The sequence below is a fragment of the Siccibacter turicensis LMG 23730 genome, from assembly GCF_000463155.2.
Lineage (GTDB): Bacteria > Pseudomonadota > Gammaproteobacteria > Enterobacterales > Enterobacteriaceae > Siccibacter > Siccibacter turicensis.
The window spans coordinates 135,180-154,186 of the sequence record NZ_AWFZ01000017.1; the positions used below are offsets into that span (position 1 = coordinate 135,180).

16 protein-coding genes and 1 riboswitch are annotated in these 19,007 nt (G+C 59.3%); of the genes, 12 read left to right on the top strand and 4 right to left on the bottom strand.

The window, feature by feature from the left end; all coding sequences use genetic code 11:
* The first annotated feature begins 291 nt into the window (after positions 1-291).
* Genes leuA through leuD form a run of 4 tightly spaced genes read left to right on the top strand, consistent with a single transcriptional unit; the run spans position 292 to position 4,973 of the window.
* Positions 292-1,863, top strand: coding sequence for a 2-isopropylmalate synthase (leuA, locus tag DW58_RS02475; RefSeq protein WP_024548841.1), 1,572 nt, complete (start codon positions 292-294; stop codon positions 1,861-1,863).
* Positions 1,863-2,954, top strand: a complete 1,092-nt coding sequence (gene leuB / locus DW58_RS02480; RefSeq protein WP_024548840.1) for a 3-isopropylmalate dehydrogenase — start codon at positions 1,863-1,865, stop codon at positions 2,952-2,954. The genes leuA and leuB overlap by 1 nt, the downstream gene beginning before the upstream one ends.
* Positions 2,955-2,956: 2 nt before the next feature.
* Complete coding sequence (gene leuC / locus DW58_RS02485; protein ID WP_024548839.1) at positions 2,957-4,357, top strand: 3-isopropylmalate dehydratase large subunit; 1,401 nt, start codon at positions 2,957-2,959, stop codon at positions 4,355-4,357.
* Between the two features lie 10 nt (positions 4,358-4,367).
* Positions 4,368-4,973, top strand: coding sequence for a 3-isopropylmalate dehydratase small subunit (gene leuD, locus DW58_RS02490; RefSeq protein WP_024548838.1), 606 nt, complete (start codon positions 4,368-4,370; stop codon positions 4,971-4,973).
* A 62-nt stretch (positions 4,974-5,035) separates the two neighbouring features.
* Here the strand turns inward: leuD and DW58_RS02495 are convergent, their stop codons facing one another.
* Together DW58_RS02495 and sgrT are read right to left on the bottom strand one after the other, a co-directional pair.
* Positions 5,036-6,214 carry a sugar efflux transporter gene (locus DW58_RS02495; RefSeq protein WP_024548837.1) on the bottom strand — a complete coding sequence of 393 codons (1,179 nt, stop codon included), beginning with the start codon at positions 6,212-6,214 and terminating at the stop codon, positions 5,036-5,038.
* A 102-nt stretch (positions 6,215-6,316) separates the two neighbouring features.
* Positions 6,317-6,496, bottom strand: coding sequence for a glucose uptake inhibitor SgrT (sgrT, locus tag DW58_RS02500; RefSeq protein ID WP_024548836.1), 180 nt, complete (start codon positions 6,494-6,496; stop codon positions 6,317-6,319).
* An 89-nt stretch (positions 6,497-6,585) separates the two neighbouring features.
* On the opposite strand from sgrT, the gene sgrR reads away from it, so the two are divergent.
* From sgrR to thiQ, 4 genes are all read left to right on the top strand, one after another.
* The gene (gene sgrR, locus DW58_RS02505; RefSeq protein WP_024548835.1) at positions 6,586-8,244 is read left to right on the top strand and encodes an HTH-type transcriptional regulator SgrR; all 1,659 of its coding nucleotides are present in this window, start codon (positions 6,586-6,588) and stop codon (positions 8,242-8,244) included.
* A gap of 69 nt (positions 8,245-8,313) precedes the next feature.
* A riboswitch (TPP riboswitch) is annotated at positions 8,314-8,415 on the top strand.
* Positions 8,416-8,446: 31 nt separating this feature from the next.
* Positions 8,447-9,430 (top strand): thiamine ABC transporter substrate binding subunit, encoded by a 984-nt coding sequence (gene thiB, locus DW58_RS02510; protein WP_024548834.1) that lies wholly within the window; start codon positions 8,447-8,449, stop codon positions 9,428-9,430.
* On the top strand, positions 9,406-11,016 hold the full coding sequence (gene thiP / locus DW58_RS02515) for a thiamine/thiamine pyrophosphate ABC transporter permease ThiP (RefSeq protein ID WP_024548833.1): 1,611 nt from the start codon (positions 9,406-9,408) through the stop codon (positions 11,014-11,016). The genes thiB and thiP overlap by 25 nt, the downstream gene beginning before the upstream one ends.
* Entirely contained in the window at positions 11,000-11,701 is a 702-nt protein-coding gene (gene thiQ / locus DW58_RS02520) for a thiamine ABC transporter ATP-binding protein ThiQ (protein WP_024548832.1), read from the top strand. The genes thiP and thiQ overlap by 17 nt, the downstream gene beginning before the upstream one ends.
* Here the strand turns inward: thiQ and DW58_RS02525 are convergent.
* Together DW58_RS02525 and araC are read right to left on the bottom strand one after the other, a co-directional pair.
* Entirely contained in the window at positions 11,695-12,468 is a 774-nt protein-coding gene (locus DW58_RS02525) for a DedA family protein (RefSeq protein ID WP_024548831.1), read from the bottom strand. The two genes, thiQ and DW58_RS02525, sit on opposite strands and share 7 nt — an antisense overlap.
* Positions 12,469-12,589: 121 nt before the next feature.
* The gene (gene araC / locus DW58_RS02530; RefSeq protein WP_024548830.1) at positions 12,590-13,441 is read right to left on the bottom strand and encodes an arabinose operon transcriptional regulator AraC; all 852 of its coding nucleotides are present in this window, start codon (positions 13,439-13,441) and stop codon (positions 12,590-12,592) included.
* Between the two features lie 339 nt (positions 13,442-13,780).
* Here araC and araB point away from each other — a divergent pair, with 339 nt between their 5' ends.
* The 4 genes from araB to DW58_RS02550 all read left to right on the top strand — a co-directional run bounded on the left by araB (position 13,781) and on the right by DW58_RS02550 (position 18,988).
* Positions 13,781-15,487, top strand: coding sequence for a ribulokinase (gene araB, locus DW58_RS02535; RefSeq protein ID WP_024548829.1), 1,707 nt, complete (start codon positions 13,781-13,783; stop codon positions 15,485-15,487).
* A 10-nt stretch (positions 15,488-15,497) separates the two neighbouring features.
* Positions 15,498-17,000: an L-arabinose isomerase gene (gene araA / locus DW58_RS02540; RefSeq protein WP_024548828.1), complete on the top strand. Its 1,503-nt coding sequence runs from the start codon at positions 15,498-15,500 to the stop codon at positions 16,998-17,000.
* 65 nt (positions 17,001-17,065) lie between these two features.
* Entirely contained in the window at positions 17,066-17,761 is a 696-nt protein-coding gene (gene araD / locus DW58_RS02545) for an L-ribulose-5-phosphate 4-epimerase (RefSeq protein ID WP_024548827.1), read from the top strand.
* A 159-nt stretch (positions 17,762-17,920) separates the two neighbouring features.
* Positions 17,921-18,988, top strand: coding sequence for a type I restriction endonuclease (locus tag DW58_RS02550; RefSeq protein ID WP_024548826.1), 1,068 nt, complete (start codon positions 17,921-17,923; stop codon positions 18,986-18,988).
* Positions 18,989-19,007: the final 19 nt, after the last annotated feature.

Below are 19,007 nucleotides of genomic sequence, written 5' to 3' on the forward strand. Positions count from 1 at the left end.
CTGCACGCCGCCGTTACCGCCGGGAATGTAGCGCGCCGGTTAAAACAAGGGTTGACACACCCGGCGCTATCAAGTACCTCTAAAGGTATATTCACGAATTCATTGAGGTTTGATTCATGTTCATTACCGTTCGCCTACTCGGTCTACTACTAAACGCCTTCACTGCGCGCGGTAGACTGTTGGGCGACAATTAACACTGAGTCGAATCAACAGATCAAAAAACCCGCGCCGCTGCGCGGGTTTTTTTATGCCCGCTGCCCGGCGCGAAGTAAACGACAAGGACCCACACTTATGAGCCAGCAAGTCATCATTTTCGATACCACGTTACGTGACGGTGAACAGGCATTACAGGCCAGTCTGAGCGTTAAAGAGAAACTGCAAATCGCACTCGCGCTTGAGCGTATGGGTATTGATGTGATGGAAGTTGGCTTCCCGGTTTCTTCACCAGGCGATTTCGAATCTGTCCAGACCATTGCCCGCCAGGTAAAAAACAGCACCGTCTGCGCCCTGGCGCGCTGTGTGGAGAAGGATATCGACGTTGCCGCAGAATCCCTGAAAGTGGCCGAGGCGTTCCGCATCCATACGTTTATTGCCACCTCGCCGATGCACATTGCCACCAAGCTGCGCAGCACGCTGGATGAGGTTATCGAGCGCGCGGTCTATATGGTCAAACGCGCCCGCAATTATACCGACGACGTGGAGTTCTCCTGCGAAGACGCCGGTCGCACCCCGATTGCCGATCTGGCACGCGTGGTGGAAGCCGCCATCAACGCCGGTGCCAGAACCATCAATATTCCGGATACCGTCGGCTATACCCTGCCCTTCGAATTCAGCAACATCATCACCGGCCTGTACGAGCGCGTGCCAAACATCGATAAAGCCATTATCTCCGTTCATACCCATGACGATTTGGGAATGGCCGTTGGCAACGCCCTGGCCGCCGTTAACGCCGGTGCGCGTCAGGTTGAAGGTACCCTGAACGGCATTGGCGAGCGCGCCGGGAACTGCGCGCTGGAAGAGGTCATCATGGCGATTAAACTGCGCCAGAGCATGCTGAACGTCCACACCCAAATCAACCACCATGAAATCTGGCGCACCAGCCAGACCGTCAGCCAGATCTGCAGCATGCCGATCCCGGCGAACAAAGCCGTGGTTGGTTCCGGCGCCTTCGCCCACTCCTCCGGCATTCATCAGGACGGCGTGCTGAAAAACCGTGAAAACTACGAAATCATGACGCCGGAGTCGATCGGTCTGAACCAGGTGCAGTTGAACCTGACCTCACGCTCTGGCCGCGCGGCGGTGAAGCACCGCATGGAAGAGATGGGCTACCACGAAAACGACTACAGCCTGGACGATCTGTACGACGCCTTCCTGAAACTGGCCGACAAAAAGGGCCAGGTCTTCGACTACGATCTGGAAGCGCTGGCGTTTATCAATAAACAGCAGGAGGAGCCGGAGCACTTCCGCCTCGACTACTTCAGCGTGCAGTCTGGCTCCAACGACATTGCGACCGCCTCGGTGCGCCTGGTGTGCGGTGAGGATGTGAAGGCCGAAGCGGCGAACGGCAACGGCCCGGTGGATGCGGTTTACCAGGCAATCAACCGCATTACCGACTACAACATTGAACTGGTGAAGTACGGCCTGAGCGCCAAAGGGCACGGTAAAGATGCCCTGGGCCAGGTGGATATCGTCGTGAATTACAACGGTCGCCGCTTCCACGGCATGGGCCTGACCACCGACATCGTCGAGTCGTCTGCCCGCGCCATGGTCCACGTGTTGAATAACATCTGGCGGGCGAGCGAAGTCGAAAAAGAGCTGCAGCGTAAAGCACAGAATAAAGAAAACAATCAGGAAACCGTGTGATGTCAAAAACTTATCATATTGCCGTTTTGCCGGGTGACGGGATTGGCCCGGAAGTTATGTCCCAGGCCCTGAAAGCACTGGACGCCGTGCGTCAGCGTTTTGACCTGCGCATCTCCACCAGCAGCTATGACGTGGGCGGGATCGCTATCGATCGCCACGGTAACCCGCTGCCGCCGGCGACGGTTGAAGGCTGTGAGCAGGCCGATGCCATTCTGTTCGGCTCGGTCGGCGGCCCGAAATGGGAGCATCTGCCCCCGGCCCAGCAGCCCGAGCGTGGCGCATTGCTGCCGCTGCGTAAGCACTTCAAGCTGTTCAGCAACCTGCGTCCCGCAAAGCTCTATTCCGGGCTGGAAGCGTTCTGCCCGCTGCGTGCCGATATCGCCGCCCGCGGCTTCGATATCCTGTGCGTGCGCGAACTGACCGGCGGTATCTATTTCGGACAGCCGAAGGGGCGTGAAGGCAGCGGCATGCATGAGAAAGCGTTCGATACCGAGGTGTATCACCGCTTTGAAATTGAACGCATCGCGCGCATCGCCTTCGAATCTGCCCGCAAGCGTCGCCAGAAAGTGACCTCGATTGATAAGGCCAACGTGCTGCAAACCTCGCTGCTGTGGCGTGAAATCGTTAACGACATCGCTCGCGAATACCCGGACGTTGAACTGGCGCATATGTATATCGACAACGCCACCATGCAGCTGATTAAAGATCCTTCCCAGTTTGACGTGCTGCTGTGCTCCAACCTGTTTGGCGACATCCTGTCCGATGAGTGCGCGATGATCACCGGCTCGATGGGCATGCTGCCCTCCGCCAGCCTGAACGAGCAGGGTTTCGGCCTGTATGAGCCCGCCGGCGGTTCCGCGCCGGACATCGCTGGCAAGAATATCGCCAACCCGATTGCCCAGGTGCTGTCGCTGGCGCTGCTGCTGCGCTACAGCCTGGAAGCCGAAGACGCCGCGTGCGCCATTGAGCAGGCGATTAACCGGGCGCTGGAAGAAGGTATCCGTACAAACGATCTGGCCCGCGATGGCCAGGCAGTCAGCACCGATGAGATGGGCGACATCATCGCCCGCTACATCGCCGAAGGGGTGTAATCATGGCTAAGACGCTGTATCAAAAATTGTTTGATGCCCACGTGGTGTATGAAGCGCAAAATGAAACGCCGCTGCTTTATATCGATCGCCACCTGGTGCATGAGGTGACCTCACCTCAGGCGTTTGATGGCCTGCGCGCGCACAATCGACCGGTGCGCCAGCCGCAAAAAACCTTCGCCACGATGGACCATAACGTCTCTACCCAGACGAAAGACATCAACGCCTCCGGCGAGATGGCGCGCATTCAGATGCAGGAACTGATTAAGAACTGCAACGAATTCGGCGTCGAGCTGTATGACCTGAACCACCCTTATCAGGGTATCGTCCACGTGATGGGCCCGGAACAGGGCATCACCCTGCCCGGCATGACCATCGTCTGCGGCGACTCCCACACCGCGACCCACGGCGCGTTTGGCGCGCTGGCCTTCGGTATCGGCACCTCCGAAGTGGAGCACGTGCTGGCCACCCAGACCCTGAAGCAGGGCCGGGCGAAAACCATGAAGATTGAGGTCACCGGCGTGGCGGCCCCTGGCATCACGGCAAAAGATATCGTGCTGGCGATCATCGGGAAAACCGGCAGCGCTGGCGGCACCGGGCACGTGGTCGAGTTCTGCGGTGACGCGATTCGCGCACTGAGCATGGAAGGCCGCATGACGCTGTGCAACATGGCGATTGAGATGGGTGCCAAAGCGGGCCTGGTAGCACCGGATGAGATCACCTTTAACTATGTCAAAGGCCGTCTGCACGCCCCGAAAGGCGATGATTTCGACGAGGCGGTAGCCTACTGGAAAACCCTGCAAACCGACGAGGGCGCGCAGTTTGACAGCGTGGTAACGTTGCGGGCCGAAGACATCGCCCCGCAGGTTACCTGGGGCACCAATCCGGGTCAGGTGATCTCGGTGACCGACGCGATTCCCGATCCGGCGTCCTTCGCCGATCCGGTGGAGCGCGCCAGCGCCGAGAAAGCGCTGGCCTACATGGGGCTGACGCCGGGCGTGCCGTTGACCGATGTCGCTATCGACAAAGTGTTTATTGGCTCCTGCACCAACTCACGTATTGAAGATTTACGCGCCGCCGCCGACGTCGCCCGCGGACGCAAAGTCGCGCCGGGGGTACAGGCGCTGGTAGTACCGGGTTCCGGTCCGGTCAAAGCGCAGGCCGAAGCCGAAGGGCTGGATAAGATCTTTATCGACGCTGGCTTTGAGTGGCGCCTGCCGGGCTGCTCCATGTGTCTGGCGATGAACAACGATCGCCTGAACCCCGGCGAGCGCTGCGCCTCCACCAGCAACCGCAACTTTGAAGGCCGTCAGGGCCGCGGGGGCCGCACCCATCTGGTCAGCCCGGCAATGGCCGCCGCCGCCGCCATCAGCGGGCACTTCGCCGACATTCGTGGTCTGAAATAAGGAACCTACCATGGCAGAAAAATTTACTCAGCATACCGGCCTGGTTGTCCCGCTGGACGCCGCGAACGTGGATACCGACGCGATTATCCCGAAACAGTTTTTGCAGAAGGTCACCCGCACCGGTTTTGGCGCGCACCTGTTTAACGACTGGCGTTTTCTGGATGACAAAGGGGAGCAGCCGAATCCGGAATTCGTGCTTAACTTCCCGGTGTATCAGGGTGCGTCTATCTTGCTGGCACGTGAGAACTTTGGCTGCGGATCGTCGCGCGAGCACGCCCCCTGGGCGCTGACCGACTATGGCTTTAAGGTGATTATTGCCCCGAGCTTCGCCGATATTTTCTACGGCAACAGCTTTAACAATCAGCTGCTGCCGGTCACGCTCAGCGACGCGGAAGTTGACGAGATGTTCACCCTGGTTAACGCGAATCCGGGTATCCGTTTCGAAGTGGATCTGGAAGCGGAAGTGGTGAAGGCCGGCGACAAAACCTACCGATTCAGTATTGACGCCTTCCGCCGTCACTGCATGCTCAACGGCCTCGACAGTATTGGCCTGACGCTGCAGCACGACGATGCCATCAGCGCGTACGAGCAGAAGCAGCCTGCGTTTATGGGCTAAAAAGCGCAGTGGCCCGCGCGGGCCACTGCAAACACATTTACGCCCTCAACGCGCCTTCAAAATCACACATCCTTCACCCGCGTGGTGATGAACAGCGTTATCAAAGACAACCCGGCAATCGCCCAGTACACCGCGTAGTGACCAAAGCTTTCCGCCAGCGCCCCCTGCATTACGCCTGCCAGAATCACGCCGGTAGAAATACTGTTGGTAAATAGCGTGGTGGCCGACCCGGCACGACCCGGCATCAAATCCTGAAACCACAGCATGCCGATTCCGGCGATAATGCCGATAAACACCGCGTTGAACAGCTGAAGCAACAGCAGAGCCTCCCGGGTGTGAAACAGAATCAGCCCCGCATAAAACAGCACCCCGGCAGCCACTGCGGTGACCATCATTCGGCGTTTGCCGATGCGCTTAACGTAGTAGCCGGCAAGCAGCATCGCCGGGATCTCAAGCCCTGCCGCGGTGCCCATCAGGATACCGGCGAGCTTATCAGGCAGCCCCAGATCGGCACTGATCCACAGCGGCATATCGATGATGTACATGGTGTTGCAGGTCCACATCAGGGTGGAGGCGATAAACAGCAGCCTCACGTTGCGATCTTTCCAGCCGCTGACCTCGGTCAATGGCATATCAGCTGGCTGCGGAATACGCTCCACCGCCGGCAGAGAGAAGGCGATCACCGCAAGGCTGGTGGCAAAAATCCCGGCGGCGATAAGAAACATGGTGGTGAAGCCGTAGTTCAGCGCCAGCATAAAGGCCAGCGGCGGCCCGATAACCCAGGCCAGCGAAAGCTGGGCGCGCATGACCGAGCTGAACATCACCACTTCCCGGGCGGAGCGATCGGCATATTCACGCGCCAGGGCGAACAGCTGCGGCATGGCGGTATTGGCCACCGAGGCCAGCAGCACTCCGCAGGTCAGCAGCGTCAGGTAGTGGCGGTTAAAGGCAAACAGCAGCGCATTGCCTACTGCCATCAGGCAGCAAAACATAATAAGCTTGCGACGATCGCCCTGGCGATCCGAACGGCGCGCCAGCCACAGGCTGACCCCGATGCCGGCAATGGCGTTGACCGTATAGAACAGACCGACCCAGAAGGGGCGTACTTCCACCTCACGGCTCAAAAACAGGCTTAACGTGGGAGCCTGGAGCGCACCGGCCACGCCCATCATGAAAGAAACCACCATGAACGCGAGATAAACCCCGTTCAGACGGCGACCTGTCGTTAATAACCACAGCATCGGAGATCCCTGGAAAAAGAGTGGAATAAAGGGGTGCAGCATAAACGAAAAAAGCCAGCAGTAGCACACTGCTGGCGGGTGTTTATTCACACCAATACTCAGTCACACATGACGATTGCTGTCAGGGTCAACGGGCCGGCGGGCAGTAACCTCCCACTGCAGCAGTTCATTCAGCATCCCCACGCGCTGTGCTGCACTCAGGCGTGCCAGCCATGACGGCAACACGTGCTGGGTGGCGGTAAAATACGCCAGCCAGAATGACTTTGCAGATGACCCGTTCATCGACACCTCCTCGCTTTCATCGCCGGTAAGTATTGACGTAATATGGGGATAATTAAATTGATGAATTTTGCATCAGGAGTTCCCCTTTTATGTCCTCCACTCGCCTGCAACAACAATTTATCCGCCTCTGGCAGTGCTGCGACGGGCAGCCCCAGCACACCACGCTCAGCGAGCTGGCCGCCCGGCTGAACTGTTCGCGCCGCCACATGCGCAATCTGCTCAACGCGATGCAGGCTGAGGGATGGCTCAGCTGGCAGGCCGAAGCGGGACGTGGAAAACGCTCGGCACTCACCTTTATCTATACCGGCCTGGCGCTACAGCAGCAGCGCGCCGACGATCTGCTGGAGCAGGATAAACTCGACCAGCTGTTGCAGATCGTCGGCGACAAAGCCGCGGTGCGCCGCATGGTAGTGTCCCATCTGGGCCGCAGCTTTCGCCAGGGGCGCCACATTTTGCGCGTGCTCTACTACCGCCCGCTGCAGAACCTGCTGCCCGGCAGCGCCCTGCGCCGCTCGGAGACCCACATCGTGCGGCAGATCTTCAGCGGCCTGACCCTGATAAACGAGGAAAACGGGGAAATCGAAGCGGATATTGCCCACCACTGGCAGCAGCTTACCCCGCTTCACTGGCGCTTCTTTTTGCGACCCGGGGTGCATTTTCATCACGGCCGCGAACTGACCATGCAGGACGTCATCGCCTCGCTGGAGCGCATCCGTTCGCTGGCGCTCTATGCCCATATCGCGCAGATCCACTCCCCCACGGCCTGGACGCTGGACATCCACCTGACCCAGCCCGACAAATGGCTGCCCTGGCTGATGGGCAGCGTGGCGGCCATGATCCTGCCGCAGGAGTGGGACACCATGCCGAATTACGCCAGTCGTCCGGTGGGAACCGGCCCCTACGCCGTGGTACGCAATAACAGCAACCAGCTGAAGATCCACGCCTTTGACGACTACTTCGGCTACCGGGCGCTGATCGATGAAGTGAATTTCTGGGTATTGCCGGACATCAGCGAAGAGGTAAGCAGCGGCGTGCATCTGGAAGGCGCAGCGGAGGATGAAACCGCCGTCGAAAGCCGTCTTGAGGAGGGATGCTACTACCTGCTGTTTGATGCCCGCTCCCACTGCGGCGCCAGTGACGCGGTGCGCCGCTGGGTAAGCCAGGTGCTCTCTCCGGTCAATCTTATCTGGCACGCCAGTACCCACAACCAGCGCTACTGGTTCCCCGCCTATGGCCTGCTGCCACGCTGGCACCATGCGCCGCGCATGGCAGATCATCCGCGCCCGGCCGGACTGGAGCGCCTCACCCTGACCTTCTACCGCGATCACGTCGAGCACCGGGTGATTGCCCAGGTGATGGAAACCCTGCTGGCGCAGCATGGCGTGCACCTGACAATCAACGAAGTCAGCTACGAAGCCTGGCATCAGGGCGACGAGGTGAGCGATATCTGGCTTAACAGCGCCAATTTCACCCTGCCGCTGCCGTTCTCGCTGTTCGCCCATCTGTATGAGATGCCGCTGATGCACCAGTGCATTTCCCTCGACTGGGAGCAGGACGCGCAGCGCTGGCGCGCCGGTGAACTGGATCTGCCCCAGTGGTGTCAGCAGCGCATTGAGCGGCTCGATATTTTTCCGCTGATCCATCACTGGCTCACCATCCAGGGACAGCGCAGCATGCGCGGGGTGCGCATGAACACGCTGGGCTGGTTCGACTTTAAATCGGCGTGGTTTGCCCCACCGGAGCCCTGAGCCGCCGACGCCCGCTGCGAATAATGCAGCGAGCGCTTTCATTAATTAACCAAATCATTACAATGCAAGTCGTTCTCAACGGGGTGCCCTGTCAACCGACTGGCGCTGAGATAATACCCGTCGAACCTGATCCGGATAACGCCGGCGAAGGGATTTGAGGCTACCGCTCAAAATCCTTTGCCCCCTGAATAAAAGGTGCAAAGTGCTCAAAAAACTGATTCCTCTCCTGGCGCTGCTTGCCGCGCCCGTCTTCGCTAAACCGGTCCTGACCGTCTACACCTACGACTCGTTCGCCGCCGACTGGGGCCCCGGGCCTGCGGTTAAAAAAGCCTTTGAAGCCGACTGCGGCTGCGAGCTGAAGCTGGTGGCGCTTGAGGACGGCGTGTCGCTGCTCAACCGCCTGCGCATGGAAGGCAAAAACAGCAAGGCAGACGTGGTGCTGGGGCTGGATAACAACCTGCTGGAAGCGGCAACGAAAACCGGTCTGTTCGCGAAGAGCGGCATTCCCGCCGACGCGGTCAAGGTACCCGGCGGCTGGAAAAACGACGTTTTCGTTCCGTTCGACTACGGCTGGTTCGCCTTTGTCTATGACAAGAATAAACTCAAAAATCCGCCGAAAAGCCTGAAAGAGCTGGTGGAGAGCGATGAGAAGTGGCGCGTGATCTATCAGGACCCGCGCACCAGTACGCCGGGCCTGGGCCTGCTGCTGTGGATGCAAAAGGTCTACGGCGACAATGCGCCGCAGGCCTGGCAGAAGCTGGCGGCGAAAACCGTTACCGTGACCAAGGGCTGGAGCGAGGCCTATGGCCTGTTCCTGAAAGGGGAGAGTGACCTGGTGCTGAGCTATACCACCTCCCCGGCGTACCACATCATCGAAGAGAAGAAAGCGAACTACGCCGCCGCCAGCTTCAGCGAAGGCCACTATTTGCAGGTGGAGGTCGCCGGGCGTCTGGCGGGCAGCAAACAGCCGGAGCTGGCCGATAAGTTCCTGAAATTTATGCTCACCCCGGCCTTCCAGAGTGCCATCCCCACCGGCAACTGGATGTACCCGGTGAGCGACGTGACGCTGCCAGAGGGTTTCTCTGCCCTGCCTAAGCCGCAGACCACGCTGGAGTACAGCGCCGCCGAGGTTGCCGCGCAGCGCGCCGGCTGGATCAGTGAATGGCAACGCGCCGTCAGCCGCTGATCCCCGGCTGGCTGTGGCCTGGCCTGTGCGCCGCCACGCTGCTGGTGGCGGTTGCCCTGGCGGCGTTCGCGGCGCTGTGGTTCAACGCCCCGCCCGGCGACGCGCGCGCCCTGCTGCACGACAGCTACCTGTGGCACGTGGTGCGCTTCTCCTTCTGGCAGGCGTTTCTCTCCGCCCTGCTTTCCGTGGTGCCGGCGATCTTTCTCGCCCGGGCGCTTTACCGCCGCCGCTTCCCCGGCCGCGAGACGCTGCTGCGCCTGTGCGCCATGACGCTGGTGCTACCGGTGCTGGTGGCGGTGTTCGGCATCCTGAGCGTCTATGGTCGCCAGGGCTGGCTGGCGTCGCTCTGCGCGTGGATCGGCATCGAGTGGCGTTTCTCGCCCTACGGCCTGCAGGGCATTCTGCTGGCGCACGTCTTTTTTAATTTACCAATGGCGACGCGCCTGCTGCTGCTCGCCCTCGAGCAGATCCCCGGCGAGCAGCGTCAGATCGCCGCCCAGCTCAATATGCGCGGCTGGCACTTCTTTCGCTACGTGGAGTGGCCGTGGCTGCGTCGCCAGATTGCTCCGGTAGCGGCGCTGATTTTCATGCTTTGCTTCGCCAGCTTCGCCACCGTGCTGTCGCTGGGCGGAGGGCCGCAGGCCACCACCATTGAACTGGCTATCTTCCAGGCGCTCAGCTTTGATTACGACCCGGCCCGCGCCGCGCTGCTGGCGCTGCTGCAGATGGTCTGCTGCCTGGGGCTGGTGATGCTCAGCCAGCGGCTCAGCAAGGCGATCCCGGTGGGCAGCAATGCGGTATCGGGCTGGCGCGATCCGCAGGACAGCCTGCGCAGCCGGGCCGTCGATGCCCTGCTGATTGGCCTGGCGCTGCTATTGCTGCTGCCTCCGCTGCTGGCGGTTATCGTCGATGGGCTGAACCGCAGCATGGGCCATGTGCTGGCCGATCCGGTGCTGTGGGAGGTGCTGGTCACCTCGCTGCGCATTGCCCTCGGCGCCGGGCTTCTGTGCGTCATCCTCACCGTGATGCTGCTGTGGAGCTCACGCGAGCTGCGCCTGCGCCAGCGGGCAACCGCAGGCCAACTGCTGGAGCTGAGCGGGATGCTGATCCTGGCGATGCCGGGCATCGTGCTGGCCACCGGTTTCTTCCTGCTGCTCAATGCCTCGGTGGGCCTGCCCCAGCAGGCCGACGCCATCGTCATCTTCACCAATGCGCTGATGGCGGTGCCCTATGCGATGAAGGTGCTGGATCACCCGATGCGCGACGTTGCGGCTCGCTACGGCCTGCTCTGCCAGTCGCTTAATATGCAGGGCGTCAACCGGCTACGCTGGATTGAATGGCGCGCCCTGCGAAGGCCACTCGGTCAGGCGCTGGCCTTTGCCTGCGTACTCTCCATCGGCGATTTCGGGGTGGTGGCGCTGTTCGGCAACGCCGATTTCCGCACCCTGCCCTACTATCTCTACCAGCAAATCGGCTCCTACCGCAGCGAGGACGGCGCGGTCACCGCCCTGCTGCTGCTGCTGCTCTGTTTCCTGCTGTTTACCGTGATTGAAAAACTACCGGGGCGCCATGCTGACTCTCACTGATGTAACCTGGCTTTACCAGCATCTGCCGCTGCGCTTTAACCTCAGGATGAACGCCGGCGAACGGGTGGCGGTACTTGGCCCGAGCGGAGCCGGGAAAAGCACCCTGCTGAGCCTGGTGGCGGGTTTTCTTGAACCGGCCTCCGGGCACATTACGCTTAACGGCGTGGATCACACCCATACCCCGCCAGCCCAGCGCCCGGTGTCGATGCTGTTTCAGGAGAACAACCTGTTCACCCACCTGACGGTGCGGCAGAACATCGGCCTGGGCCTGCATCCGGGGCTGAAGCTGAACGCCGCGCAGCGCGACAGCCTGATGACTATCGCCCGACAGATGGCCATTGAACCACTGCTCGACAGGCTGCCTGGCGAGCTGTCAGGCGGTCAGCGGCAGCGCGTGGCGCTGGCCCGCTGTCTGGTGCGCGACCAGCCGGTGTTGCTGCTGGATGAACCCTTTTCGGCGCTCGATCCGGCGCTGCGTCAGGAGATGCTGACCCTGCTGGAGACGCTGTGCGACAGCCGTCGCCTGACGCTGCTGATGGTGTCGCACAGCATTGAAGACGCGGTGCGCATTGCGCCCCGCAGCATCGTGGTGGTGGATGGACGCATCGCCTGGGATGGCGACACGGGCGCGCTGGTGCGCGGGGAAACCAGCGCCTCATCGCTGCTGGGGATCGCGCCTCAGTGACCGCCGGTGACCACCTTGCGCAGGATGCCGAGATAAACCGGCATCAGCGGGTGGTTCAGCAGCGCGGCCAGCGACCCAAGCGCGGTCACGCTGACTAACGGTGCCAGCCAGCGCAGGCGCGCGCGCGGCAGGTACGCCGCCAGCCGATCGGTGCTTCCCTTACCGCTGCGCCACCAGCGCCAGCATAGCCAGCCGGCTACCCACAGCAGCAGCGCGACGCCCAGCAGCAGCCACTTGAACCAGCTGCTCTGCATATCATCGGGAATATCGATCGCCGCGCCGGCAAGAATACCGGGCAGGAAGTAAAACGGCGGCCAGAGCACGCAGCCAATCACATTCGGCAGCACAAACTTGCGCACCGGCAGATCCAGCATGCCCGCCACCATCGGCACCAGCGGACGCGTGGGACCGACAAAGCGCCCGACCAGAATGGTAAACATGCTGTGCTGATGCAGGGCATGCTCGGTTTTATCCAGTAGCGCTTTGTTCTTCTTGAGGAATGACCAGCGGTGGAGCGGCTTTTTAAAGCGCCAGCCGAGGCCAAAGGAGATCCAGTCGCCGAGGAAGCAGCCTACGATGCCCGCCATCCACGCCTGGTAAAAGTTGACCTCGCCGCTGCCAATCAGCGCGCCAAGCCCCGCCATCAGTACCGTGCCGGGCAACAGCAGCCCCACCAGCGCCAGCGACTCAAGGAACGCCACCAGCGCCACGGCAATCAGCGAATACGTCACAGACTGCGTAATAAAGTGATCCAGAAAAGCTTCCATAACGTATCCGTCAGTGTGAGGAAGGGGGATTCTCCTGAGCCCGCCGCGCCCCGTCAAGCTCCCGTCCTCCTGAAAACCGTCACGGAGAGAAGATTTCGCCGTTGATTAGCCCTTTGTTTAGCTACGCCTGCTCGCACCCGGCGCGGAACTCGCTCGGACTGGCGCCGGTGCACTTTTTAAACACCCGGGAAAAGTAGAGCTGATCTTCAAAACCGACGTTGCGTCCGACGCTGGCGATGGGCATACGCGTGGTGCTCAGTAACAGTTTAGCCTGGCTGATACGCTGGTCTTCGCGCCAGCTCAGCACGCTGACGCCCAGCTGCTGGCGGAACAGATGGGAGAGCCGTGACGGCGACAGGCAGACGTGCTGGGCGACACCGGCGATGTCGAAGCTGCTGTCGGCCAGATGGTCGCTGATATACTGGCAGGCCTCACGCACCCGATGATCCAGCGGGGCTTTCAGCGATTCGCTGATCACCTCCACGCGCCGCAGCAGCACCTGCTCCAGCAGATTGATCGCCAGCAGCTCCGAGTAGCGCCCCTCGCCCTGCGCGGCCTCAATGATTTGCTGGAACAGGCTGGCAAACTGCGCGGCGTGCGCTTCGTCCGGGCGATAAAATCCGGTATGGGCAAAGATGGCGGGCCAGTTCAGCCACTCGTGCCAGTAGGCCCGTGGGCGGAAGTAGACCCACTGGTGATACCACTCCTGAGCGCCGGGGCTGCGGCCATAGTGGTGAATCTCGCCCGGCGGGAACAGCAGCATGTCGCCAGGCTTGCAGATAAACTGCTGCCCCTGGTTTTTCACCACGCCTTCACCACGCACCGTCAGGTTCAGGATATAGCCCTTCATCCCCAGCGGCCTGTCGATAAAGAAATCCAGGTAGCTGTCCGCCTCAATGGGCGTCAGTCCGGCCACCAGATGGGCGTTGAATGAGTAGCCCGGCAGCAGCGGATCGTTTTGCATTTCAGCCATATTGTGCAGCGCTCCGACGAGAAAGAAGGAAACCAATTGTCCATATCCCCTTCGATCGCCATGGCAGCACGCTTCGGAAGGAGCATGGTGCCTGGAATCGAGGGATAAGTCCGCTTAATCGCAGTGATTCGTTCTGCAAACGGGCGGAATAACCCGGTGAAGCGGATAACAGGAGTGTCTATAACAGCGGCAGAAATGTCCACATGCAATATTTGCGTGGCGTCACAGTTTCCAGACCCATAGCATTTTAGTCCATAAGATAAGCCGATTTCCCCTGACGGTTTTCAGCCTCAAAAACTACTGTTCATCCATGTCTGTTTGTTCATGGAGCACTGAAAGATGGCAATCGCCCTGGGCCTGGATTTTGGTAGTGATTCGGTACGCGCACTGGCAGTGGACTGCGCCACCGGTGCAGAGCTGGCCACCTCGGTTGAGTGGTACCCGCGCTGGATGGAGGCCCGCTTCTGCGATGCCGCCCACAATCAGTTTCGTCATCACCCCCTCGACTACATCGAATCAATGGAGAAAGCGCTGCTGGCGGTGCTGGCCTCGCTACCCGAGGACGCACGCCGGGACATCGTCGGCATCGGCGTTGACAGCACCGGCTCCACCCCGGCACCGATAGACGACGAAGGCCGCGTATTGGCGCTGCGCCCGGAGTTCGCCGACAACCCGAACGCCATGTTCGTGCTGTGGAAGGATCACACCGCGGTTGAGGAAGCCGAAGCCATCACCCGCCTGTGCCACCAGCCCGGCAACGTGGATTACTCCCGCTACATCGGCGGGGTGTACTCCAGCGAATGGTTCTGGGCCAAAATCCTTCACGTCACCCGTGCCGATAGCGCGGTGGCGCAGGCTGCCACCTCCTGGATCGAGCTGTGCGACTGGGTACCGGCGCTGCTCTCCGGTACCACGCGTCCGGCGGATATTCGCCGCGGACGCTGCAGCGCGGGCCATAAATCCCTGTGGCATGAGAGCTGGGGCGGCCTGCCGCCGGCCAGCTTCTTTGACGAGCTTGATCCCATCATTAATCAGCACCTCAGCTGGCCGCTTTTCCGTGATACCTGGACTGCGGATGTGCCGGTCGGCACGCTCAGCGCCGAGTGGGCCGCGCGTTTAGGCTTACCGGAAAACGTCACCATCTCCGGCGGCGCGTTCGACTGCCACATGGGCGCGGTGGGTGCGGGCGCACAGCCCAACACGCTGGTTAAAGTCATCGGCACCTCCACCTGCGACATCCTGATTGCGGATTACCACAGCGTGGGCGATCGCGCGGTTAAGGGCATTTGCGGTCAGGTGGACGGCAGCGTCACACCGGGCTTTATCGGTCTGGAAGCGGGCCAGTCGGCGTTCGGCGATATCTATGCCTGGTTTGGCAGGGTACTGGGCTGGCCGCTGGACGAGCTGGCCGCACAGCATCCTGAACTGCGCGAGCAGATTGCCGCCAGTAAAAAAGCACTGCTGCCAGCGCTCACCGCCGCCTGGGCGAAGCAGCCCTCGCTTGACCATCTCCCGGTAGTGCTTGACTGGTTTAACGGCCGCCGCACCCCGGATGCCAACCAGCGTCTGAAGGGCGTGATCACCGATCTCAGCCTCGCCACTGATGCCCCGGCGCTGTTTGGCGGCCTGGTGGCGGCAACGGCCTTTGGCGCACGCGCCATCATGGAGTGCTTCACCGACCAGGGTATTGCGGTTAACGACGTGATGGCGCTTGGCGGCATCGCTCGCAAAAACCCGGTCATCATGCAGGCGTGCTGCGATGTGCTTAACCGTCCGCTGCAAATCGTCGCCTCCGATCAGTGCTGCGCCCTCGGCGCGGCGATTTTTGCCGCCGTCGCCGCAGGTGTGCATGCGGATATTCCCGCCGCCCAGCAGGTCATGGCCAGCCGTATCGAAAACACGTTGCAGCCCGACGCCGCCCAGGCCGCCCGCTTCCAGCGCCTTTACCAGCGCTACCAGCAGTGGGCCGCCAGCGCCGAGCAGCACTACTCCCCTTCCGCCACGTCACAGCCTGCCGCCGCAGGCCAGAACGCCCTGACACATTAAGGACAAGATAATGAGCATTTTTTCTCAGTATGAAGTGTGGTTCGTCATCGGTAGCCAGCATCTCTATGGCCCGGAAACGCTGCGCCAGGTAAACGATCACGCCGGCCAGGTGGTGAATGCCCTGAACGCCGAAGCCAACCTGCCGTGCAAGCTGGTGCTCAAGCCGCTCGGTACCACGCCGGATGAGATCACCGCGATCTGCCGCGAAGCAAACCACGACGAAAAATGCGCGGGTCTGGTGGTGTGGCTCCATACCTTCTCGCCGGCGAAAATGTGGATTAACGGCCTGACTATCCTCAATAAACCGCTGCTGCAGTTCCACACCCAGTTCAATGCGCAGATCCCGTGGGGCAGCATTGATATGGACTTTATGAACCTCAACCAGACGGCGCACGGCGGCCGCGAGTTCGGGTTTATCGGCGCGCGTATGCGCTTGCAGCACAGCGTGGTTACCGGCCACTGGCAGGATAAAGAAGCGCAGAAACGCCTCGGCGCGTGGGTGCGCCAGGCCGTGTCGAAACAGGACACCCGCCAGCTGAAGGTGGCGCGCTTCGGCGACAATATGCGCGAAGTGGCAGTGACCGAAGGGGATAAAGTCGCCGCGCAGATCAAGTTCGGGTTCTCGGTGAACACCTGGGGCGTGGGCGATCTGGTGGCCGTGGTCAATGAGGTGAGCGACGGCGATATCAACGCGCTGATCGACGAGTATGAAAGCAGCTACCGCCTGACCGCCGCCGCCCAGGTGAACGGCGATAAGCGTCAGAACGTGATTGACGCGGCGCGTATCGAGCTGGGTATCAAACGCTTCCTTGAGCAGGGTGGTTTCCACGCCTTTACCACCACCTTTGAAGACCTGCACGGCCTGAAGCAGCTTCCGGGCCTGGCGGTGCAGCGTCTGATGCAGCAGGGCTACGGCTTCGCCGGGGAAGGCGACTGGAAGACCGCCGCGCTGCTGCGCATCATGAAAGTGATGGCTGCCGGGCTGCCGGGTGGCACCTCCTTTATGGAGGACTACACCTACAACTTCGAATCCGGCAACGACATGGTGCTCGGCTCCCACATGCTGGAAGTGTGCCCGAGCATCGCTACCGATGAGAAACCGATCCTCGACGTGCAGTACCTCGGTATCGGCGGCAAAGCCGATCCGGCGCGCCTGATCTTCTCCACCACCACCGGCCCGGCCATCAACGCCAGCCTGATCGATCTTGGGGATCGCTTCCGCCTGCTGGTCAACTGCGTCGATGCGGTGAAAACCCCGCACGATCTGCCGAAGCTGCCGGTGGCCAACGCCCTGTGGAAAGCGCAGCCGGATCTGCCAACCGCCTCTGAGGCGTGGATCCTGGCCGGTGGTGCACACCACACCGTGTTCAGCCAGTCTCTGAACCTCGACGACATGCGTCTGTTCGCCGAGCTGCACGGCATTGAAGTGGCGGTGATTGATAACGACACCCGTCTGCCCGCCTTCAAAGATGCACTGCGCTGGAACGAGATCTACTACGGCCTGAAACGCTAACCCCTGCGTCGCGGGGGCGCCGATGCCGCCTCCGCGACGATCCGTCAACAGAGTAAGGACTTGCTATGTCAGAAGAGTTAAAACGTCAGGTGCTGGAGGCCAATCTGGCGCTGCCGCAGCATAATCTGGTGACCCTGACCTGGGGAAACGTCAGCGCCGTTGACCGCGAGCGCGGCGTGCTGATTATCAAACCTTCCGGCGTGGATTACCGGGTGATGACCGCCGGGGATATGGTGGTGGTGAGCCTGGAAACCGGAGAGGTGGTCGAAGGGACCAAAAAGCCCTCTTCCGATACCCCTACCCACCGCCTGCTGTATCAGGCTTTCCCGGATATTGGCGGCATTGTGCACACCCATTCGCGTCATGCGACCATCTGGGCGCAGGCGGGTTTACCGGTTCCGGCAACGGGTACCACCCATGCCGATTACTTTTACGGCCCGGTCCCCTGCACCCGCAAAATGACCGATGCGGAAATCAACGGTGAATACGAATGGGACACCGGGGAAGTGATTGTTGCAACCTTCCGCGAGGCCGGAATCGACCCGATGCAGATGCCCGGCGTTCTGGTGCACTCCCACGGCCCGTTCACCTGGGGAAAAGACGCCGCCGACGCGGTGCATAACGCTATCGTGCTCGAAGAGATCGCCTACATGGGAATTTTCACCCGCCAGCTTGCCCCGCAACTCCCCCCTATGCAGCAAACCCTGCTCGATAAACACTATCTGCGCAAGCACGGCGCAAAAGCGTATTACGGGCAGTAATCTTAACTGAGCAGGTTACCCTGCTCAGTCATCTCTCCTTTCTTTGATTAATAAAGTTAATTACGCTCAAAATATATCCCAAAAAAATGAGTTAGATCACTGACATACTTGTGTGCTTTTCATAATTTAATTATTTGTTTTACACACAGGAAATCAAGCATGGACTTTTTAGAAAAACTAATTAACCTGGCCAATAAAATCAAACAGCAGGGAAGTGTTATCGAGACTGAAGAGGCTACAAAAAATGCTTTTGTTATGCCCTTCATTCATAACATTCTTGGATATGATGTATTTGACCCAACAGAAGTAAAGCCCGAATTCATATGTGACGTGGGGACAAAAAAAGGAGAAAAGATAGACTATGCAATAATGAGAGAGGGTGAAGTACAAGTTTTAATAGAATGTAAGAAAATAGGAGAACCCTTACAGATAAATCATGCTTCGCAACTGTTCAGATATTTCCATGTAACAAATGCCAGAATTTCCATTTTAACCAATGGTCAGGTCTACCAATTCTATACTGATCTGGACGCTCCAAATAAAATGGATGAAAAACCATTCCTGGAATTTGATTTACTTAATATAGATGACAATCTTATCCCCGAGCTAAAAAAACTGACTAAGTCAGCGTTCGATATAGAATCGATTCTAAATGCAGCGGGCGAGTTAAAGTATGTAAGTCAGATTAAAAAAATCATCGCCAATCAATTTTTGGCGCCAGAGGAGGATTTTGTAAAATTTTTCGCATCACGGGTATACGATGGGATGCTGACGTCAAAGGTAAAAGAAACATTTTCAGCTCTTACCAAAAAAGCCAGCAGCCAATTTCTTAATGACCAAATAAACGAAAGACTCAAATCCGCCATTTCAGGGACAGTAGAAAAAAACAGTGACACCCCAGAAGAAAAGGCCATTCTTGAAAGCACCAATGACATTGAGGTTCAAACTACTGAAGAAGAGTTAGAGGGGTATTATATTGTTAAGGGCATTATACGCACCGTAATTGACCCACAGCGTATCGCTCATCGTGATACAAAAAGTTATTTTGGGGTGATTATAGACGATAATAATAGAAAGCCTGTGTGCCGACTCCATTTCAATCGCACGCAAAAATATATTGGTCTCTTCGATAGCGATAAAAATGAAACCCGTCATCCAATTGATAGCATTGATGGAATTTACGACTTTAGTGAGCATCTAAGATTAGCTGCAACCACTTATCTGTAACTAAAACACTGTATATAAA

Bases quoted from the DNA above. Each gene is read 5' to 3' on its own strand.
- leuA (WP_024548841.1), top strand. From the start codon at position 292: ATGAGCCAGCAAGTCATCATTTTCGATACCACGTTACGTGACGGTGAA.
- leuB (WP_024548840.1), top strand. From the start codon at position 1,863: ATGTCAAAAACTTATCATATTGCCGTTTTGCCGGGTGACGGGATTGGC.
- leuC (WP_024548839.1), top strand. From the start codon at position 2,957: ATGGCTAAGACGCTGTATCAAAAATTGTTTGATGCCCACGTGGTGTAT.
- leuD (WP_024548838.1), top strand. From the start codon at position 4,368: ATGGCAGAAAAATTTACTCAGCATACCGGCCTGGTTGTCCCGCTGGAC.
- DW58_RS02495 (WP_024548837.1), bottom strand. From the start codon at position 6,214: ATGCTGTGGTTATTAACGACAGGTCGCCGTCTGAACGGGGTTTATCTC.
- sgrT (WP_024548836.1), bottom strand. From the start codon at position 6,496: ATGAACGGGTCATCTGCAAAGTCATTCTGGCTGGCGTATTTTACCGCC.
- sgrR (WP_024548835.1), top strand. From the start codon at position 6,586: ATGTCCTCCACTCGCCTGCAACAACAATTTATCCGCCTCTGGCAGTGC.
- thiP (WP_024548833.1), top strand. From the start codon at position 9,406: ATGGCAACGCGCCGTCAGCCGCTGATCCCCGGCTGGCTGTGGCCTGGC.
- thiQ (WP_024548832.1), top strand. From the start codon at position 11,000: ATGCTGACTCTCACTGATGTAACCTGGCTTTACCAGCATCTGCCGCTG.
- DW58_RS02525 (WP_024548831.1), bottom strand. From the start codon at position 12,468: ATGGAAGCTTTTCTGGATCACTTTATTACGCAGTCTGTGACGTATTCG.
- araC (WP_024548830.1), bottom strand. From the start codon at position 13,441: ATGGCTGAAATGCAAAACGATCCGCTGCTGCCGGGCTACTCATTCAAC.
- araB (WP_024548829.1), top strand. From the start codon at position 13,781: ATGGCAATCGCCCTGGGCCTGGATTTTGGTAGTGATTCGGTACGCGCA.
- araA (WP_024548828.1), top strand. From the start codon at position 15,498: ATGAGCATTTTTTCTCAGTATGAAGTGTGGTTCGTCATCGGTAGCCAG.
- araD (WP_024548827.1), top strand. From the start codon at position 17,066: ATGTCAGAAGAGTTAAAACGTCAGGTGCTGGAGGCCAATCTGGCGCTG.
- DW58_RS02550 (WP_024548826.1), top strand. From the start codon at position 17,921: ATGGACTTTTTAGAAAAACTAATTAACCTGGCCAATAAAATCAAACAG.